This window comes from Flavobacterium agri (assembly GCF_013401995.1).
Classification (GTDB): Bacteria; Bacteroidota; Bacteroidia; order Flavobacteriales; family Flavobacteriaceae; genus Flavobacterium; species Flavobacterium agri.
On record NZ_JACBJI010000002.1, the window covers coordinates 373,444 to 389,980 of the forward strand.

Consider the following 16,537-nt stretch of genomic DNA (forward strand, 5'->3'; position numbering starts at 1 on the left):
GCGGTCAGTTGGTGGTATGCTGACGCCGCATGTAAATCCTCTTCATCAAGAAGGGGATTTTTTTATGGATATGATCGCTTCAATAACTTGTGATTTAAGTCACAGGTACGCCTTTCGTATCTGACGGAATTTTGCCCGAAAGATTTCATCATGCAAAAAATATTCATCATCAACGGCGCACACGCATTCGCGCATTCTGGCGCCAAATTCAACAAGACGATCCTGGAATGGGACAAAGAATTCTTTACGCAACAGAACGGTTTCGAAGCGAAATTCACCGATATCGGAGAGTCTTACGACCTCGAACAAGAAGTGGCCAAGTTCGTTTGGGCCGACACGATCATCTATCACACACCGGTTTGGTGGTTCTCGTTGCCGCACGAATTCAAGACGTATCTCGACAAGGTTTTCACGGCCGGACATCGCAACGGTTTGTATTACAGCGACGGTCGCAAACAAGAAAATCCGGCGATCAATTACGGAACGGGCGGCTCCATGCACGGACGCGATTATATGCTCACCACGACCTGGAACGCGCCTCAAACCGCATTCACGCTCGAAGGCGAATTCTTCGACCAAAAAAGCGTAGACGAAGGCGTGATGTTCGGATTCCACAAAATGAACAAGTTTACGGGAATGGCCAAACGAGAGAGTTTCCACTTTCACGACGTCGAGAAAAACAATTCCGAAGCGCGCATGGAAACGTTCAGGCAAACGTATCTCTCGCATTTGAAAGAGGTTTTCGAGACTTCCGAAATCCTCGACGGATCATTGGTGAAATAACGCCGATAACAGCATCGCATTTTAATACAAAAAGCATATTCCATGCGTATTTTTACGAAATGGAATATGCTTCTTTTTTGCGCGCCCATATCGAACGCGTGGTACCGTTGACCGACGAGGAATTTGAGCAAGTGCTTCCGCGTTTCCGGCCTCGAACGGTTTCACGAAGAGGTTTGCTGATTAAAAGCGGCGATACCGTAAAGTCTGAATTTTTGGTCATGGACGGCTTGCTCAAATCGTTCATTTACGACGAAAAAGGCAAGGAGCACATCCTTCAGTTCGCGATGGAAAATTGGTGGGTTTCCGATTACGCCGCGTTTATAGCGCAGGACAAAGGCGAGATTTACGTACAGGCGCTAAAGACCAGCGTGGTATTGGAGCTTTCGCTTTCGGATAGGAAGGAACTTTGCGTTCTCGTTCCCAAAATGTACCAATTTCACGGAGAGAAAGCGTTCTTGGGATATGTCGCCCTGCAAAAACGTGTGCTGTCTATGATGAAGAATTCGGCAAAGGAAAAATACGAACTGCTGCTCAAGCAATATCCGCAATTGTTCCAAAAGGTGTCCAAGACCTTGATTGCCCATTATCTTGGCGTGTCAAGGGAAACGTTGAGCAGGTTAGAAAAAAGCCATCGTTCCTGATCAATCCTGAGTGCCTTCCCAACAAATCGTTCCATTTGTCACGTTGCCTAGCGCGATATAATGGTCGTAAGTGGCTTCGTCAACGTGAATCGTCGTGGCCGAAGCTTGGGTTTGCCCGTATGTCGCAAGCCGTACGCAAACGGGAGGTTCTTGAGTGTCGTCGCAGTTTTCGGTAAGACCCCAAAGTTTATTGGTACATACCTGTTCGCCTTCGTTGTCATTATCACATCCGAAAAGCAAGGCGATACACGAAAGGGCGATTATCTTTTTCATAGTGTTTTTTGGTAAAGGTCGCATATCACAAGGAATTGCGCAAGATGAGCGAACATTTGTTTTCGATGCGTTTCTTGCGTCCTTCCGATATGAGTTTAGCCATGAGTTTGCCCATCGCAAGGAAATCGGTAGAAATGGTCGTGATACCGCTTTCGACTAATTTCTTAAGCGGCGTTTCGTTATACGAGATGATGCCGAAATCGATTCCCGCCTGAAACCGTTGGCGTTTGGCTTGTTCGATGACTTTCACGAGGTCGCGGTCGTTAGGAAGGATGTATACTTCGCCCTGTTCGATGTTGCGCGCATCGAATTCCGAAATCACTTCGTGGTCGAGCCCAAAATCTGCACAAAAATTCAAAAAGCCTTGTTTCATGCCTTCGGGTTCGCGGAATCCCGGGAAAATCAAAATCAATTTGCCGTATTGGTCCAATCGGCCTTTACCTTCTTTGAGCGCGTTATAAATGTCGGTCACGAAATTCTGGTACACCGACGGATAATTCGACAGGCTGTCGTGCGTCTGGTCCAAAATAAAAACTTCAGACGGTGGCAACGTCTTCACGCATTCGGCCGCATTGCCCAAATTAGCGGGCATGATCACGTATTTGGTGTAAATCCCGTTGTTGTCCTCGATAAGTTTCGAGAACATCTTCGGATTGAAGTGATGGAACGAAATATCGACCTGCACGTCCTTTCCGATGTTGTCCAAAAACGAATTGTACAAGTCTTCCTTAAACGAATTGAGCTCGTCGAACAACAGGAAAATCTTCTCGCGAATGCTCACTTCGGTACTTTTCACGTAATACCCTTTGGCCGGTATGGCCAGGATGATGCCGCGTTTTTTCAATTCGTCGTAGGCCAGGAGCACGGTGTCGCGCGACAATCCGAACTCGAGGCACACTTTGTTCACAGACGGCAATCGGTCGTTCTTGAGCAACTTGCCGTCCAAGATGGCCTTTTCGAGAGAAGCGATGATCTGGCGGTATTTTGGGATGCCCGAATTGTTCTGTATGGAAATCAGCTTCATGCGTTAAAGTTTGGGCAAATATATAAAAACTGGTAGGTATCGGTATGGAAAATTTAAACGATGGGGTAATTTTGGATTTCATAATCGCCAAAAATTTTATGAAACTGAAGCAGATATCCAATTTTGTCGAACCGATTTTTGAGAAAGTATTCGGTTTTGCCGAACACGAGCAAGCCGGACTGTTCACGTTGCAGAATGCCAAAGGCATGCAGTTGCGCGTTTCCAATTTCGGCGCGACCGTGACTTCGCTTCAAGTGCCGCTCAAATCTGGCGAAATCGTCGATGTCGTGCCCGGATTCGAATCGCTTCAACAATACGTCGATTCGTTTTCTTTGCCGGCCGCGCCATATTTCGGATCGGTTGTCGGGCGTTATGCCGGAAGAATCGCGGGCGGACGTTTCTGTCTCAACTCGAAGCAAATCGTGCTCAACGCGAACCAGGGTTTCAATACGCTTCACGGCGGAAATATCGGCTTCAGCCGGAAAATGTGGGAAGTGAAACGCTTGCTTCCGGGCAACAATCCGTCGATTACGCTTTCGCTCACTAGCCCGGACGGCGATGAGAATTTTCCCGGAAAACTCACCGTCGAATTGAGTTATACGCTTACCGATGACAACGAATTCGTCGTCGAATACAAAGCGATCACGACCGAAGATACCATCGTCAACCTTACGCATCACAGCTATTTCAATCTTGACGGACACGATGCTTCGGTTCTCGGTCAGCAGATGACGGTGAATTCGAGAACGATGCTCGAGGTCGACGCCGAAAATATCCCGACAGGCAAATTCGTCGATTTGACCGCAAGTGATTTCGATTTTTCATCGGCCAAATTCGTTCCCGAAACAATCGACAACACGTTTCTGCTCGAAAGTGCTTACGGATTGGCCGCCACGCTTTTCAGCCCGAAGAACAAACTCAAGATGTCGGTTTATACCAACCAACCCGGCGTGCATATTTACGTGGGCGGCAATTGCTTCGGACGCATCAAAGGCAAAGACAACACCGATTACCACAACACAAGCGGCATCTGTTTCGAGACACAGAACTTTCCGGATGCGCCGAACCACAAGCATTTCCCGAGCGCCGTTTTGAAACCCGATTCCATTTACCACCACAAGACCATTTATAAATTCCAATCGAGTTAAATATGAAAAAATACTTTTTGGCGCTGGGTATTGCCGCGGTTTTCGCCTTGCCTCTAGCGTGTTCAAGCAGCGACGACAGCCCGAACGACGATGACGGCCCAATCACCACAGACGAATTCGTGCGCGCCGCCGACATGTCGTTCCTGCCCGAAATCGAAGGCGAAGGAACTGTGTATTACAACAACGGTGCGGCACAAGATCCGATCACGACTTTGAAAAATGCCGGAGCGAATTACATCAGGATCAGGCTTTGGAAAGATTCCGCGAACGGTCATTCGGGTTTCCAGGAAGTCAAGACGTTCGCGCAACGCGTGCACAATGCGGGCATGAAAGTCTGGCTTACGGTGCATTATTCCGATACGTGGGCCGATCCCGGAAACCAAACGATTCCGGCGGCTTGGTCAGGCATGACGTTCGATCAACTCAAAACGGCTGCCGAGCAATACACGTCGCAAATTCTAACGGAAATCGATCCCGACATCATCCAGATCGGAAACGAGACCAACGATGGATTTTTGTGGCCGATGGGCAAATTGTCTACGAACGAAGCCCAATCGGTACAATTGTTCCAAGCAATCAGCACGGTCATCCGCAACGATGCGCCCGATGCGAAAATCATGTTGCACTATGCCGGTGTCGGTGTTGGGGCGGAGTGGTTTTTCAACGTTACCTCGACGGTAGATTACGATTATATCGGACTTTCCTATTATCCGGTTTGGCACGGCACCAACATTACGGCTTTGGGCAATATGATCAATACGCTGGGTTCGGCTCATAACAAAAAGGTTTTGGTCGCAGAAACGGCTTATCCGTTCACGCTCGGATGGAACGATTGGACGAACAACATCGTAGGCGAAGAAGGCCAGCTCGTGCCGGGTTACGCAGCGTCCGAAATTGGACAGAAGGGTTTTCTTTCTACGATCCGCAATACGGTCGATGCGTCTCAATATGGTCTGGGATTCGCGTATTGGGGTGGCGAATGGGTTGCTTTCCGAGGAACGGAGGCGACGAACGGTTCTACTTTCGAGAATCAGGCGTTGTGGGATTTTGAGATGGAAGCTTTGCCTGTTTTGGATGTTTTCCACGAGTAAAATTTACTGTTCACGAAATAAAAATTTAACCATTAAGATAATTAAGGGAGTTAAGATTGTACCGAAAAGCTGGCTCAGACAGTTTCAAATATGTCGTTTAATTTCCTCAATGGTTCAAAATATACGGTTCACAAATGAAAAAACTACTTTTTTTGATAATGCTTCCAATGTTCGGATTCGGGCAAAAACACACGATTTACCTCGGGGCAGATTTATCGTATGTGAATGAAATCGAAGACTGCGGCGCATACTTCCAAAACAAAGGCAACAAAGTCGATCCGTATCAATTATTTGCCGACAAAGGCTCGAACCTCGTGCGTCTTCGCCTGTGGCACAATCCGAGCATCAATTCGTATTCGGGTTTTTCCGATGTCAAAAAGTCGATCAAACGCGCTAAAGACACAAAAACGGCGGTGCTTCTCGACTTCCATTATTCCGATACTTGGGCCGATCCGGCTCATCAGCAAATACCGAAAGCATGGGCCGAAATCAAAGACCTCAAAATCCTCGGCGACAGTATTTACAATTATACGCTGAATACGCTTCTCAAACTGCACAAGGAAAATCTGCTTCCCGAAATGGTTCAGGTAGGCAACGAAACCAACAGCGAAATCCTACAACCGACAGACAAGGCCAAAGACAAAATCGATTGGAAACGCAATGCTTTCCTGTTCAACAAAGGCATAGCAGCCGTGCGCGAAGCTTCTGAACGGACCAATAAGAAAATAGGCATCCTATTGCATATCGCACAGCCCGAGAATGCGCTCAAATGGTTTGCCGAAGCGAAGAAAAACGGTATTTCCGATTACGATTGGATCGGTATTTCGTACTATCCGCTATGGTCCGAATACAAATTCGACCGCGTGCCGGACGCGATAAAAACCTTGGTAAACACGTACAAGAAGCCGTTGCTCGTCGTCGAGACTTCGTATCCTTACAATATGGTAAACATCGACAAAGCCAATAACATCCTCAACGACAAAGCGCTTATAGACGGTTATCCGGCGACGCCCGAAGGCCAAAAGAAATACATGGTAGATTTGACCAAAATCGTACTCAAAGCCGGCGGAAACGGTGTTATTTATTGGGAACCGGCTTGGGTTACGTCGAACTGCAAAACGCTTTGGGGCGAAGGCTCGCATTGGGAGAACGCTGCGTTCTTCGATTCCCAAAACCACAATGAAGCGCTTCCGGCCTTCGATTTTTACGACATCAAACAGTACACTCAAAAGTGAAAAAGAAAAAACTCATACAAAGCGTCGCCTCGAATTTCCTCGAGGTGTTCAAATCGGAACCCGAACACGTTTTTCTTGCTCCGGGACGCATCAACATCATAGGCGAACACGTAGATTACAACGACGGTTACGTGTTGCCGGCCGCGATCAACAAATACATCTGTTTTGCGGTTTCGGCCAACGATTCGAACGAAATCAATCTGGTCTCGCAGGATTTAAAGGATGCGCATCATTTTCGTTTATCCGACGAGGTAAAACCGATCGACAAGATGTGGGCCAATTACATGCTCGGCGTGTTTTCGCAATTGAAGGAACGCGGATCGAGATTACAGGGTTTCAACGTCGTCTTCGCGAGCAATATCCCGATGGGCGCAGGTTTGTCGTCTTCGGCGGCACTTGAATGCGGATTCGGATACATGCTCAACAAATTGTTCAATCTCGGATTGTCCAAAAAAGAAATTGCGCTGATCGGCCAAAAATCAGAACATACGTTTGCAGGTGTCAATTGCGGCATTATGGATCAATACGCGTCGGTTTTCGGAAAGGAAGACCACGTGTTCAAACTCGATTGCACGACACTCGAACACGATTATCATACGGCGCGCTTCGACGAATATTCCGTATTTTTAATGGACAGCAAAGTCAAGCACACGCATCTCACCTCGGGTTATAACGACCGCCGACGCGAAGCTACGGAAGGGCTCGAAATCCTCAAAACGAAATATCCCGAAGTCAGGACGTTTCGCGACCTCACCGTAGAACAAGTCGAAACCCATAAAGAAGAATTGGGCGATGTGCGGTTTCGCAGATGTCATTTCGTGGTTGGTGAAATCCGACGCGTGCTCGATGCGGTCGACGCTTTGGAAGCTTCCGATTTCAAAAAACTCGGAAAGCTCATGACCGAAACCCACAACGGATTGAGCAAAGAATACGAAGTGAGTTGCGAGGAAATCGATTTTCTCGTCGAAGCCACGCAAAACGAACCCGAAATTTTGGGCTCGCGCATGATGGGCGGCGGTTTCGGCGGCTGTTCGATCAACCTCGTCAAAAAATCGGCAGAAAAGGAAGTGATCAACCGCCTTTCCGAAGCCTATCAAAAAGAATTCGATATCGAACCTGCCGTCTATAAAGTCAAGATTTCAGACGGTTGTAAGGAGTATAAAAAGTTTAAGGGCGTTGCGCCGGCCGGAGAGTGAGTGGCAGAAGGCAGTTGCATTGAGGCCGTCGCCAGGCTGCCCGTTGCAATCTTTGGTTCCTCGACTGCGCTCGCAACCAAAGGATTTCCACTTGCATCCTTAACGCAAACGTGTAAAATTAGGCTCCGAGCGCAGTCGAGGAGCCATCCATAAAAATGAGAGAATTCAACCACAACAACGACCCACATCGTCGCTACAACCCGCTAATCAACGAATGGGTTCTCGTATCACCGCATCGCGCAACGCGTCCGTGGCAAGGTCAAACCGAAGCTGTCAACGAGGAAAAACGTCCAGAATTCGACGCGACTTGTTACTTGTGTCCCGGGAACGTTCGCGCCAACGGTGAGCAAAATCCAAACTACGAGTCTACGTTCGTTTTTGACAACGATTTTGCCGCACTGAAACAAGAAAAAGTCCAGTTCGAACAAAATCCCGACGATATATTCTTCAAAACCCAACCCGAACGCGGCATTTCGCGTGTGGTCTGTTTTTCGCCCCGCCACGATCTGACGTTGCCCGAAATGGATTTGGAAACCATAGAAAACGTGGTCAAGACCTGGCAATTCCAATATGAGGATTTAGGCAAAATCGATTTCATCAACCACGTACAAATCTTCGAGAACAAAGGCGCGATCATGGGTTGTTCGAACCCGCATCCGCACGGACAGATTTGGGCGCAGTCGTCACTTCCGACGTTGGTCCAGAAGACGCAGCACAATCTTTCGGAATACTTTCAAAAGCATGGCAAAACCTTACTCGAGGATTATCTGAAACAGGAATTGCAAAAGAATGAGCGCATCGTCATAGAGAATGAACACTTCGTAGTGCTTGTGCCGTTTTGGGCGATCTGGCCGTTCGAAACCATGATCGTAAGCAAGCGTCCGGTTTCCAGAATAACAGATTTTACGACCGATGAAGTTTCCGATTTCGCCAAAACGCTAAAGAAACTCACGGCCAAATACGACAACGTCTTCAACACATCGTTCCCATATTCGTCGGGAATCCATCAATCGCCAACCGATGGAAAATCACATCCCGAGTGGCATTTCCACATGCATTTCTATCCACCATTGCTGCGATCGGCTTCGGTCAAGAAATTTATGGTCGGATACGAGATGATGGGCGAATCCCAGCGCGACATCACACCCGAAAAAAGCGCCGAATTGCTCAAAAGCCTGAGCGATGTACACTACAAATCCCGCTAAAATCAAAGTTTGCTGATGACGTGCGTCACGATTCCCCAAACGAAAAACGTGTTGCCTTCGGTGATTTTGATCGGAAGATAATGTTCGTTTTCGGGCATCAGCATCAATCCGTCTTTCTCGACGAGCAGCCGCTTTACGGTAAATTCCCCATCGATGAAGCAAACGGCTATGCTCGAATTTTCGGGCGAAAGGCTGCGGTCCACGATGAGCAGGTCGCCGTTTTTGATGCCCGCATTCACCATCGAATTCCCGTTCACCTTTACATAAAATGTAGACAACGGATTTTTGATTAGCAACTTGTTGATGTCGAGCCGCGTTTCCATGAAATCCATGGCCGGAGACGGAAATCCAGCCGAGACGCCCGTATCGGCATGCGGAATCTCCAGAGGGAAGTTGGTGTCTGGAGCGAAGAATTCGAGCTCGTTTTTCTTTTTCATTTGCAATTTACGATCAGGATTTCATCGGGTCTTGTCGTATATCGTGGCGAACGCAGGTTTTGGCGCATGTTCCAGGTTTTCTCGTCTTGTGCCGCGATGCGTATTTTGCGGTCGCCTATCTTATCGTTGAGGCGGTCGATGGTTTTCATCAACGCCAGATGCTTAGGATTCTCGTCCTCGAACAAATCGAACTGTTTTTCGTTTTCAGGAACGAGTTGCGTGACGATTACACCGGCTTTCTGGAACCGCAATCCTTCGTGTCGCGCATACAGCCTTTCGAGCAATTCTATGGCGGCTCCGACAATGGTGATGGTCGAATTCGTACCGAACGCGATAGTGGTGGCTTCCTGGAAGAATTCGCGTTGGCGTGTGGCTTGAGCGTCCATCGTGCCGAGCATCACGATTATGGTATGGCAGCACGAATGTTGCTTGCGCAGTTTTTCGGCACAGACCGATGCGAATGTGGCTACGCGTTCGCGCAACGCATCGAATTCGGTAAGTTTATTCGGAAAGCTTCGCGTAATGGCGATACTTTTTTTGGTAGGTGCTTCTTCGAGCGTTAATACCGATTGTCCGTGCAGTTCCTTGACCAACCGCAATCCGGTTACACCCATGGTGCTTTTGATCCATTCGTTGTGTTTGGGGTCGATAAAGTCGAGGGCGGTATTAACGCCGCGCGCCTGCAGTTTTTTCTTCATGCGATGGCCGATGCCCCAAACGGCGGCTATCGGCGTCCACGCCAAGGCTTTGAGGCGTTTTTCATCGGAGTCGATCACGTATACGCCTTGCGTCCTTTCGGGAAATTTGCGCGCGATCTTATTGGCGATTTTCGAAAGCGCTTTGGTAGGCGCAATCCCCACGCAAACCGGGATTCCGATGCATTTGCCGATACGTTGTTTCATCTGCGTTCCATAATCGAAATAATCGGAAACCGGGACGCCATCGAAATTCAGGAAAGCCTCGTCAATGCTATAGACTTCGATATTTGGCGTAAATTGGCGCAACGTCTCCATCACACGCTGGCTCAAGTCGCCATAAAGCGGATAGTTGGACGAGAATACGGTAACGCCTTTTTCCTTGAGCTCGTTTCGGATCTTGAACTCGGGAGCCGCCATGTCGATGCCAAGGGCTTTCGCTTCGTCGCTGCGCGAAATGATACAGCCGTCATTGTTGGACAGCACCACTACGGGTTTCCCGATCAAATCAGGTCGGAAAACGCGCTCGCAGGACACGTAAAAGTTGTTGCAATCGACTAAAGCGTACATGTTGTAAAGGTAAGCGATACGACCAAAGCAGAATGCCAAAAAACAAAAAAGGCGCCCGAACCAGGACGCCTTTTTTTATGGAGTAAGATAAATTACTTGATGAGGTTGATCACGAAAGACGGATACAATCCGATCGCGATATTGATCAGGATAGAAAGCACTCCGACGGCGTAAAAAACAACCGGAACTTTCGTCGCTTCTTCGGTCGAATCTTTCGTGTACATAGCCAAGATCAGTTTGAAGTAATACCCGACGCTGATGATCGAGTTGATTACCGCTGCGATGACCATGACCAAATAACCCGCTTTGATGGTTTGGGAGAACAACGCGAACTTGGCGAAGAATCCGGCGAAAATCGGGATTCCGGCCATCGAAAGCAATGCGGCCGTAAGCACGGCGGCCAAAACCGGACGTGTTTTTCCGAGTCCGTTGAAGTTGTAGATATCTTCGTTTTCTTTGTCGCGGCACACGTAAAGGATTACGGCGAAAGCGGCGATTCCGGCCAAGGCATAAGCCGAAGCGTAATACAATAGCGTTCCTGCGGACGAAGTGATGTTAAGCAACGTCATCAACATGAATCCGGCGTGCGAAATACCCGAAAACGCGAGCATCCTTTTGGCATTCGTCTGACGCAAGGCCATGATGTTACCGACCGTCATCGATGCGATAGAAACCACCATGATGACCATTTCATATTCGTACGAAATATTGGCGTTCATGCCCGTCAAAAGCTTATAAAATGCTGCCATTGCCACAACTTTTGTAAGCGTGCTCATCACGGCTGTGGTCAATGTAGGTGAACCTTCGTATACGTCCGGAGCCCAAAAATGGAAAGGCACGGCGGCGATTTTGAACAGCATCCCGATCGTCAGCAATACGATTCCGATAAAGAACCATTCGGGCAATTCGGCCGATCCGGTCAATTCTGAAATCTCCTGAATGTCGAACGTTCCCATTGCGCCGTAAATCAAACAGATTCCAAACAAAATGATACCCGAAGCGAACGATCCCATAAGGAAATACTTCATTCCCGCTTCGTTGCTCCTAATGTTCAAACGTTGGCTCGCAGCCAGGATATAGAGTGAAATCGAAAGTACTTCAATCCCGAGGAAAAACATAGACAGGTTGCCGAACGAAACCATAGCGACGGCTCCGGCGAGCAAAAAGATCTTGATCGAAACGAAATCGGAAATCTTGGCTTCGGTCTTGCGATAAAAATCACCGCTCAAAGCGACGAGGAAAATCGTAAGCACGATAAACAAAGCCGAAAACGAAACCGAGAAATTGTTGGTCACGATCATGTTGTTGTAATGGCTGTGCACTGTTCCGTAATCGGAAAGCGTAATGCCCAAAGTGCCCAAAAGTGCGACTACGGTAAACGGAACGATGGCCTTGCGCAGGTTCGCGATCTCAAACAAAAGGCACAAAACACCTATTCCCGTTATTGCCAGTAATGTATTCATGTCTTATTGTCTAATTATAACTTATGGGTGTAACTTAAAATTTGTTCGATGCTTGGCGTGATCATGTCTACGATCGGTTTCGGATACAATCCGAAGAAGAACAGCACGGCGATGATGACGCCCATCGTCAATCCTTCCTGGAACGTGATATCGGCAAACGGTTTCGGATTGGCTTCTCCGAGCATGACGTTCTGGAACATTTTGAGCATGTAGTAAGCGCCGAGGATGATGGTCAAACCTCCCAAAATCGGGAACCAGATGTTGATGCTCGACAATCCGTAAAGCACGGTGAATTCGCCTACGAAGTTGAACGTAGAAGGAAGCGCCACCGACGCAAGTACCAAAATCATGAACATAGACGTGAATTTCGGTGCCTGGACACGGATTCCGCCCATTTCTGAAATTTCACGCGTTTGATAGCGACGGAAAATCACTTCGGCTGCGAAGAACAATCCGACGATTACGAAACCGTGAGAGATCATTTGAAGGACAGCTCCGCGAAGTCCGTCGACGGTCAACGTATACGCACCGGCCGCAATCAACCCGACGTGGGCCAAAGACGAATAGGCGAGGAGTTTCTTGAGGTCTTTTTGACGAAGCGCGACGATCGATCCGTAAATCGTACCCGCTATTCCGAACACGATGAAAATCGTCATGAACGTTTTCGCTGCGTATGGCGCGATCGGCAATTGCCAACGCAAAACGCTATACAATCCCATTTTGAGCATGATACCCGAAAGCAACATGGTTCCTGCGGTCGGCGCTTTTTGGTAAACGGCGGCCTGCCATGTATGGAAAGGAATCAATGGAATCTTGATCGCGTATGCGGCGAAGAATCCGAGGAAAATCCAGAATTGTTCGTCGGCCGAAAGCGATAAGGCCGAAAGGTTTCCGATAAGGAAATTCCCGGCTTTCGTATACAAATAGGCGAATGAAGCCAGCATGAACAACGAACCTGCAAACGTATAGATGAAAAACTTCACTACCGCTTTTTGACGCTCTTTAGCGTCTCCGTTACCCCAATTGAGTGCAATGAAATAAATCGGGATAAGCGCGAGTTCCCAGAAAATATAGTACAGGAATCCGTCGGCGGCGAGGAAAGTCCCGACCATGGCGAATCCCATGAACAAAATCAACGCATAAAACGATGAAGGATTTTTGACCTCACTGCCGAAAGTCGAATACATGATGATCGGCAAAAGCGAAGTCGTGAGCAACACCATCGCAAGCGAAAGGCCGTCTCCGTTGAGCGCAAAGTAGATTTGCGGGTTTTCCATCCAAACGCCCAAACATCCGATGTTTTGATGAGCGTTGAATTTGGTGAGTAGCGCAACGGATGCACCCAAAGCAAGAAGGCCGAACGCCAAAGCGACTTTCCCTGCGGCTTTCCCGGAGAAAAGCGTTACAAGGGTTCCTGCCAAAAGTAAAATCAGAATAATACTTACATCCATTGGTTAAGCGATTTTGTTGTAAAACAAATAAGTGATGATGGCGACCACACCAAGCGTGAAGGCGAAAAGGTAGCGGCCGATACTTCCGTTTTGTACCAAACGACCTTTGTCGCTGATGGCATTGGTCACTTTGCCGAAACCGTAAACCAGACCCGAAAGCGCGGTTTCCAGAGTATCCCTGAAGAATGTAGAAAGCGCGTTGATAGGTTTGACGAATAGGCTTTCGTAAATCTCATCTACGTAATATTTGTTGTATAGAAGTTTGTGGAAGCCCGTCATTTCTGCATCTGCAGGCGGAACTTCGCTTTTCTTGATGTATTTGGCGTACGCTATGCCGATTCCGATCAAACCGCCTACGACCGCGATTGCCATAAGCATATAAGCCGTGTTGTCAAGGTGGTGCTCGCCGTGGCCTTTGTGTGCGATGACAGGCGCGAGGTAATTATTGAGCCAGCTGTTTCCAGGCAAGCTGATGAATCCGCCGACGGTAGCCAAAATCGCAAGCACGATAAGCGGGAAGGTGATCAACGCAGGGCTTTCGTGCAAGTGGTGTTTCTGTTCGTCCGTTCCGCGGAATTCCTTGAAGAACGTCAGGTACAACAAACGGAACATGTAAAATGCCGTCATGATCGATGCCAAAGAAGCGATCGCCCAAAGAACGGTATTCGAATGGAAAGCCGTCATCAAGATTTCATCCTTAGAGAAGAAACCTGAGAATGGCGGGATTCCGGAAATCGCCAAAGACGAAATCAAGAACGTGATATACGTGACCGACATCCATTTTTTGAGCCCGCCCATGTTTCTCATGTCCTGTTCGCCGTGCATCGCGTGGATGACCGAACCCGAACCGAGGAACAAACAAGCTTTGAAGAATGCGTGCGTGATTACGTGGAAAACGGCGACTTCGTAAGCGCCCAAGCCCAAAGCGAGGAACATCAGACCAAGTTGTGAAACCGTAGAGTAGGCGAGTACTTTCTTGATGTCGTTCTGGACTAATCCGATGGTTGCGGCGACCAAAGCGGTCACGGCACCGACAACGGCAATTACAAGATTCACCGTGTGCATGTCGACGTTGTCCAATCCGAAAAGGAAATTGAGACGCGTGATCATGAAAATACCGGAAGTTACCATCGTCGCGGCGTGGATGAGAGCCGAAACCGGAGTCGGGCCTGCCATCGCGTCGGGCAACCAGGTATACAAAGGAATTTGTGCCGATTTACCGCAAGCGCCGATGAACAATGCCAAAGCCGCAGCTGCGATCCAACCTGTATTCGCGGCGTTCGTCCCGCCTTCGATCGTGATTTTCATATCGGCGTAATCGAGCGTCGTGAACAAGTGTCCGAGCAGAAACATCCCGATCAGAAAGCCCAAATCGCCTATGCGGTTCATGATGAACGCTTTCTTGGCCGCGTCGTTGTAATCCTGGTTTTTGTACCAGAATCCGATGAGTAGATACGAACACAATCCTACGCCTTCCCATCCGATGAACATCACCAAAAGGTTGCTGCCCACGACGAGCGTGATCATGAAGAAAACGAAAAGGTTCAGGTAAGCGAAGAATTTGTGTCGGTTCTCGTCATCGTGCATGTACGAAATCGAGTACAGATGGATCAACGATCCGATCCCGGTCACGAACATCAGCCACAACAAAGACAATTGATCGAGCAAAACCCCGAACGAAAGCTTGAACGTGCTGATCTGGATCCAGTCGAAAAGCTTGACCGAAACGGCCTGTCCCGTCTGGTTGATCCTGATGAAATAAAATAAAGTCACAAGGAAAGACACGAATACGGCGAAAGTCGCGATGTATCCGGCGCCGTTGTGTCCGGCCTTCTTTCCAAAGAAAACGTTGAAAAGGAATCCCGCAAAAGGGGCAAGCAATAAAAGTAAAATGTAAGCTGTATCCATGCGCGCTTATCCTTTTAGATTTTTCAAATTATCGATGTCGATCGATCCCAAATTGCGGAAAATCGATACGACGATCGCAAGTCCTACCGCGACTTCGGCCGCAGCCACCGCCATCGAAAAGAACACGAAAACCTGTCCCTGCGCGTCCTGGTGATAGGTTGAAAAGGCCACGAACAAAAGGTTTACGGCGTTTAACATGATTTCGATCGACATGAAAACGATGATCGCGTTGCGTCTGTACAACACGCCAAACACACCTATGCTGAACAAAATCACGCACAGGAAAATGTAGTTTTCAATACCGATCTGGTTTAAGACATTTCCCATCAGTTCTTCTCGGTTTTTTCACGTTTAGACAATAGCACGGCACCGATCATCGCGACCAAAAGCAAGATCGAAGCGAATTCGAAAGGCACCATATATTCGTTGAGCAACACTTGGCCCAAGACTTTGATTGATTGGTAGTCGACGCCCGTATCGTCGTAAGGCCCGACAATCGGTTTGGTCTGGATGAAAATAGCAAGCAGCACCAAAGACGTCAAAATGAAGATAATTCCCGCTGCAAGTCGCGTCACGCGCGGTTTGTGTACTTCGTCTTCCTTGTTCAGGTTCATGAGCATGACCGTAAACAGGAACAAAATCATGATCGCTCCCGAATACACGATGATGTGGACGACGGCCAAGAACTGGGCGTTGAACAACAAGTAATGTCCGGCGACCGAAAAGAAACACAACACGAGGTAAATCGCGCTATGGATCGGTTGTTTCGAAAAAATCGTAAGGAAAGCAGTCGATAGCGTAATGGCCGAAAGAATGCAGAATATGAGTAAAACTGTCGACATTAGTTCTTGTTTTTAGAATTCGCCAACGCCATTTCAAGCGGCATGACCAATTTGTCCTTCCCGAAAATAAAATCTTCGCGTTCGTAGCTCGCCGGCACCAAAACCTTCGATTCTGTCAAATAAATCGCGTCTTTCGGACAGGCTTCTTCGCACAATCCGCAGAAAATGCAACGCAGCATGTTGATTTCGTATACCGAAGCATATTTCTCTTCGCGGTACAAGTGTTTTTCATCTGGTTTGCGCTCGGCGGCCGTCATCGTGATGGCCTCGGCCGGACATGAAAGCGCGCACAATCCGCAGGCTGTACAGTTTTCACGACCTTGCTCATCGCGTTTGAGCATGTGCTGGCCGCGCCAAACGGCTGATCGCGTACGAACTTCTTCGGGATATTTCACCGTGACTTTGCGCGTGAACAAGTGCCCGATCGTAATCCACAAACCTTTTACGATCGCCACCAGATATAGGCTTTCCCAAAAAGACATCTTTTTGTTGGAAACTTCTTTTTTGCGTCCCGATAGGGACATTGTCTGTACTGACATTTTATTATTCTTTATTCGCTGACGCGATTTTTTTAC

At 48.2% G+C, this 16,537-nt stretch carries 17 protein-coding genes; 7 read left to right on the forward strand and 10 right to left on the reverse strand.

Annotation, left to right across the window (positions count from 1 at the left end; all coding sequences use genetic code 11):
- Window positions 1-150: 150 nt before the first annotated feature.
- Entirely contained in the window at window positions 151-783 is a 633-nt protein-coding gene (locus HZF10_RS05660; protein ID WP_176005210.1) for an NAD(P)H-dependent oxidoreductase, read from the forward strand.
- A 59-nt stretch (window positions 784-842) separates the two neighbouring features.
- Window positions 843-1,424 carry a Crp/Fnr family transcriptional regulator gene (locus tag HZF10_RS05665; protein WP_176005211.1) on the forward strand — a complete coding sequence of 194 codons (582 nt, stop codon included), beginning with the start codon at window positions 843-845 and terminating at the stop codon, window positions 1,422-1,424.
- On the opposite strand, the gene HZF10_RS05670 is transcribed toward HZF10_RS05665, so the two are convergent.
- Both HZF10_RS05670 and HZF10_RS05675 read right to left on the reverse strand, forming a co-directional pair.
- On the reverse strand, window positions 1,425-1,697 hold the full coding sequence (locus HZF10_RS05670) for a hypothetical protein (protein ID WP_176005212.1): 273 nt from the start codon (window positions 1,695-1,697) through the stop codon (window positions 1,425-1,427).
- Between the two features lie 25 nt (window positions 1,698-1,722).
- Window positions 1,723-2,721, reverse strand: a complete 999-nt coding sequence (locus tag HZF10_RS05675; RefSeq protein WP_176005213.1) for a GntR family transcriptional regulator — start codon at window positions 2,719-2,721, stop codon at window positions 1,723-1,725.
- A gap of 98 nt (window positions 2,722-2,819) precedes the next feature.
- Between HZF10_RS05675 and HZF10_RS05680 the strand changes: the two genes are divergently transcribed.
- From HZF10_RS05680 to HZF10_RS05700, 5 genes are all read left to right on the forward strand, one after another.
- On the forward strand, window positions 2,820-3,869 hold the full coding sequence (locus HZF10_RS05680; RefSeq protein WP_176005214.1) for an aldose epimerase family protein: 1,050 nt from the start codon (window positions 2,820-2,822) through the stop codon (window positions 3,867-3,869).
- A gap of 2 nt (window positions 3,870-3,871) precedes the next feature.
- Window positions 3,872-4,960 (forward strand): glycoside hydrolase family 53 protein, encoded by a 1,089-nt coding sequence (locus tag HZF10_RS05685; protein ID WP_176005215.1) that lies wholly within the window; start codon window positions 3,872-3,874, stop codon window positions 4,958-4,960.
- A 134-nt stretch (window positions 4,961-5,094) separates the two neighbouring features.
- Window positions 5,095-6,195, forward strand: a complete 1,101-nt coding sequence (locus HZF10_RS05690; protein ID WP_176005216.1) for a glycoside hydrolase family 53 protein — start codon at window positions 5,095-5,097, stop codon at window positions 6,193-6,195.
- Complete coding sequence (gene galK / locus HZF10_RS05695) at window positions 6,192-7,391, forward strand: galactokinase (protein WP_176005217.1); 1,200 nt, start codon at window positions 6,192-6,194, stop codon at window positions 7,389-7,391. Before HZF10_RS05690 ends, galK begins: the two co-directional genes overlap by 4 nt.
- A gap of 155 nt (window positions 7,392-7,546) precedes the next feature.
- The gene (locus tag HZF10_RS05700; RefSeq protein WP_176005218.1) at window positions 7,547-8,596 is read left to right on the forward strand and encodes a UDP-glucose--hexose-1-phosphate uridylyltransferase; all 1,050 of its coding nucleotides are present in this window, start codon (window positions 7,547-7,549) and stop codon (window positions 8,594-8,596) included.
- A 2-nt stretch (window positions 8,597-8,598) separates the two neighbouring features.
- On the opposite strand, the gene HZF10_RS05705 is transcribed toward HZF10_RS05700, so the two are convergent.
- The 8 genes from HZF10_RS05705 to HZF10_RS05740 form a co-directional block, all read right to left on the reverse strand.
- A complete protein-coding gene (locus HZF10_RS05705) occupies window positions 8,599-9,033 on the reverse strand; it encodes a LexA family protein (protein WP_176005219.1) in 435 nt (144 codons plus the stop codon).
- A complete protein-coding gene (locus HZF10_RS05710) occupies window positions 9,030-10,298 on the reverse strand; it encodes a Y-family DNA polymerase (RefSeq protein ID WP_176005220.1) in 1,269 nt (422 codons plus the stop codon). The genes HZF10_RS05705 and HZF10_RS05710 overlap by 4 nt, the downstream gene beginning before the upstream one ends.
- Window positions 10,299-10,390: 92 nt before the next feature.
- Window positions 10,391-11,761 carry an NADH-quinone oxidoreductase subunit N gene (locus tag HZF10_RS05715; RefSeq protein WP_176005221.1) on the reverse strand — a complete coding sequence of 457 codons (1,371 nt, stop codon included), beginning with the start codon at window positions 11,759-11,761 and terminating at the stop codon, window positions 10,391-10,393.
- Window positions 11,762-11,775: 14 nt separating this feature from the next.
- Window positions 11,776-13,212, reverse strand: a complete 1,437-nt coding sequence (locus HZF10_RS05720) for a complex I subunit 4 family protein (RefSeq protein ID WP_176005222.1) — start codon at window positions 13,210-13,212, stop codon at window positions 11,776-11,778.
- Window positions 13,213-13,215: 3 nt separating this feature from the next.
- The gene (gene nuoL / locus HZF10_RS05725; protein WP_176005223.1) at window positions 13,216-15,120 is read right to left on the reverse strand and encodes an NADH-quinone oxidoreductase subunit L; all 1,905 of its coding nucleotides are present in this window, start codon (window positions 15,118-15,120) and stop codon (window positions 13,216-13,218) included.
- Window positions 15,121-15,126: 6 nt separating this feature from the next.
- Window positions 15,127-15,447 (reverse strand): NADH-quinone oxidoreductase subunit NuoK, encoded by a 321-nt coding sequence (gene nuoK, locus HZF10_RS05730; protein WP_176005224.1) that lies wholly within the window; start codon window positions 15,445-15,447, stop codon window positions 15,127-15,129.
- Entirely contained in the window at window positions 15,447-15,962 is a 516-nt protein-coding gene (locus HZF10_RS05735; RefSeq protein ID WP_176005225.1) for an NADH-quinone oxidoreductase subunit J family protein, read from the reverse strand. The genes nuoK and HZF10_RS05735 overlap by 1 nt, the downstream gene beginning before the upstream one ends.
- The gene (locus HZF10_RS05740) at window positions 15,962-16,501 is read right to left on the reverse strand and encodes a NuoI/complex I 23 kDa subunit family protein (RefSeq protein WP_176005226.1); all 540 of its coding nucleotides are present in this window, start codon (window positions 16,499-16,501) and stop codon (window positions 15,962-15,964) included. The genes HZF10_RS05735 and HZF10_RS05740 overlap by 1 nt, the downstream gene beginning before the upstream one ends.
- Window positions 16,502-16,537 lie beyond the last annotated feature (36 nt).